The 2,876-nt window shown below is 36.6% G+C and carries 3 protein-coding genes; 1 reads left to right on the top strand and 2 read right to left on the bottom strand.

Going from position 1 to position 2,876, the window contains the following annotated elements; all coding sequences use genetic code 11:
• Together D6734_07100 and D6734_07095 are read right to left on the bottom strand one after the other, a co-directional pair.
• The coding region (locus D6734_07100; GenBank protein RMF94710.1) for a DUF2130 domain-containing protein at positions 1-888 on the bottom strand (888 nt) is incomplete at its 3' end.
• A 196-nt stretch (positions 889-1,084) separates the two neighbouring features.
• Complete coding sequence (locus D6734_07095; protein ID RMF94709.1) at positions 1,085-1,486, bottom strand: TFIIB-type zinc ribbon-containing protein; 402 nt, start codon at positions 1,484-1,486, stop codon at positions 1,085-1,087.
• Between the two features lie 120 nt (positions 1,487-1,606).
• Here D6734_07095 and D6734_07090 point away from each other — a divergent pair, with 120 nt between their 5' ends.
• Positions 1,607-2,521, top strand: coding sequence for an HNH endonuclease (locus D6734_07090; protein RMF94708.1), 915 nt, complete (start codon positions 1,607-1,609; stop codon positions 2,519-2,521).
• The last annotated feature ends 355 nt before the right edge of the window (positions 2,522-2,876 follow it).

The raw sequence follows: 2,876 nt of genomic DNA, 5'->3' as shown, positions 1-2,876 counted from the left end.
GTCATCGGTAACCCATATGCCGTCTATTTGACCAAAAGAATCGATGTCTTTCGGAAGCGCGTTGCTCACAATTATGGCAATGTCTGCTTTTTCATTTTGCTGGTCTTGGCGAAGCTTTTCTATCCAGTTGTTGCTCCAATTTTTCGTTCTTTTGGCTTCCCAGAGAATTTTGCCGCAAATGTAACCGTTTTCGTTGACTACCTGTACGACATCAGCGCCGCGCTGACCTTTTGATATGGGGATTATTGTGTCAATTGGGAATACCATATTGAGCCGTTCTTCAAGGTCCTGCTCGAAGACTTCACCCTGTCTCTCCTGTGAGCCTTGTTCCAGTTTTTGTTTAAGGGCTTCGACGGTTTTTTTCAGGTCTTCAATCTTTTGATCCTTATCCTTGTCTTTTAGACGGTGCTCTTCTTCAAACTGCCTTTTAGCTTCCAATATTGCTTTATTTTTTTCTTCATCTACACGGCGTGCGATTTCAAGTTCTGCATTTCTTTTTATTTCTTCAGCTTCACGGACTTTTTTTCTTAGTTCAAGCTCCTGTTTTTGGAATTCTTCGAGCTTTTTCTGTTGTGCTTTTGCCTGTTCCTGAAGATCTTTGAATTCTATACTCATCTTTTTTTCTGCATCTTTGATCGCTTCTGCTTTGATCTTTGCTTTTTCTTTTAGCAGGATTTCTTGAACTTTGAGCTCCATTGATTCTTTTTCATCTTCAAGTTTTTTGCGTTCTTCGAGAAGTTGTGCTTCCTTCTTTTTTAGGGCAGATTCCTTTCTTTTCGCTTCGTTTTCAAATTGTTTACGCAATTGAGCGCTTATTTGGTCAGAAAGCACTTTTGCAACTTCTATTTCTGTGCCGCAATTTGGACAGGTAATTGTTTGAGTGTCCATAATAAATCCTTTCATTATTTATAAGTTTAAATTTGAAAAAATAACAATTAAGCAATTATTGTCAATATTCAATCAAAATATTTATATAGAAAAACTTTTTATTATATTTGATTATTTTCATTAATCATTTTTAGCTCAACATATAAAATTTTCAAAAAAAGTAAATTTAAGAATTATTTCCACAATGTTTCTTTTTTTACTCTGGCGACTTGTTTGCCTGTAGTTTTCCATATATTTCCAATGCAATTTGATGGACATGTGGCAGAAGATACAGCTGGTCTGCCCAATTCATAGATTCCAATATATTTTTGGATACAAGCTCGAAGCTTTTGCCATTAGGGTGGTTTTCATAGTGGTCGAATATTGGGAAAAGAAGAGATAAGATATGGTCGCCCAATGAGCCAACATACCATGCAGGCGGTGTGAATTTGCCATAAGCTTCAAGATTGAAATGCATTGAATTTAATGCTTCTGTAATGTAATCAAAGATTTCTTCACTCTTTGAGCCGCATTTGGGGCATAAGATATCCTTGCTGTAAGGTATATAGTAAGCGTCACAATTTGGACATTGGTAAGTGTAATGAATGTGTAAAGTCATTTTTACCCTCCCTGTGTCAGTAGTTATTGATTCTTTTTTCAACCTTGCGCTACAATATAAGATGGGTGAGGGACAACAGTATGTCTTAGGCAAAGAATTTTTTTGCGATGGAGGTTTTTTATGAATTTTTATGTTGCTGTAACAGATAATAGATGGTTTGAATATCTTTCAGAGATAAAGCCTGATGAGGTTAATTTCTGGAAACCGGGAGGGGGAAGGTTTAGTGCCATTCAGGCAGGCGAGCTCTTTTTATTCAAACTGCATAGCCCGCTGAATTTTATAACAGGCGGTGGGTTTTTCCTTAGATATTCCCAACTGCCTCTGTCTCTTGCTTGGGAAGCATTTGGAGAAAAGAATGGTGCATCGGACTTTGAAACATTCCGAGATGCAATTTTAAGTTATAGGAACCAGCAGGAGGATTTTGGAATTAATCCTATGATTGGATGTATCATATTGACAAGACCTTTCTTTTTTAAGGTAAATGAATGGATTCCATCTCCTAAAGATTGGGCACCAAGCATTGTGCAAGGAAAAACTTATTCCACTGATACGAGCATTGGCAGGGAGATTTGGGATAAGGTAATGGAAAGAATCAATGGCAGGCACATCATTGAAGAAGTTGGAGAAGATGGTCCTCTCTATGGTAATGAGTATTTGGTTAAAGCTCGCCTTGGGCAGGGGTCTTTTCGGGTCCTTGTTACAGATACATACAAAAGACAATGTGCTATAACACAGGAAAAAACACTACCTGTGCTCGAAGCGGCACATATAAAACCAGTTTCAAAATCAGGACCCTATAAAATTAAAAATGGTCTTCTTCTTCGTTCAGATTTGCATAAGCTTTTTGATTTAGGGTATATGACGGTTACGCAGGATTACAAAGTTGAGGTGAGCAAAAAGATACGCGAAGAATATGAAAACGGGCGGGATTATTACAAGCTTCACGGAAGTTCAATAAATCTCCCCTCAGATAGATCTTATTATCCTTCAATTGAATATATTCAGTGGCATAATGAAAATATATTCAAGGGATAAAGATCGTCCATCATATAAAAGATTTAGTAGATCTTCATATTCGTGTATTTAACAAAAGAAGCAGCTCCTTACCCAGTTTCATCATTTTCCTTGTGAGGTAAAGATTATAATTTTCTCTGGACAGCTTTTCCAAAAAAAGATTTTTTCTTCTCTTTTTTTCTGCCACGGACATACTGTTGTCCCTCTAATTTCATTATATTAAACTTTAAGTTTGTTTAAAAAAGGGAGGGGATATTTTGGGTAGACTTTTTCAAGTATATTGCAAGGAATGTGGTTATTCCAAGAATTTTTTTCTTGGTGTTGGTATGGCGTACGATTCCATTGAAAGAATTCTCGCCAATATGAAAAATAAAAG

The sequence above is a fragment of the Candidatus Schekmanbacteria bacterium genome (genome assembly GCA_003695725.1).
Taxonomy (GTDB): Bacteria; Schekmanbacteria; GWA2-38-11; order GWA2-38-11; family J061; genus J061.
Note: the sequence above shows the minus strand (reverse complement) of the source record. Positions and strands in the feature narration are given on the sequence as shown.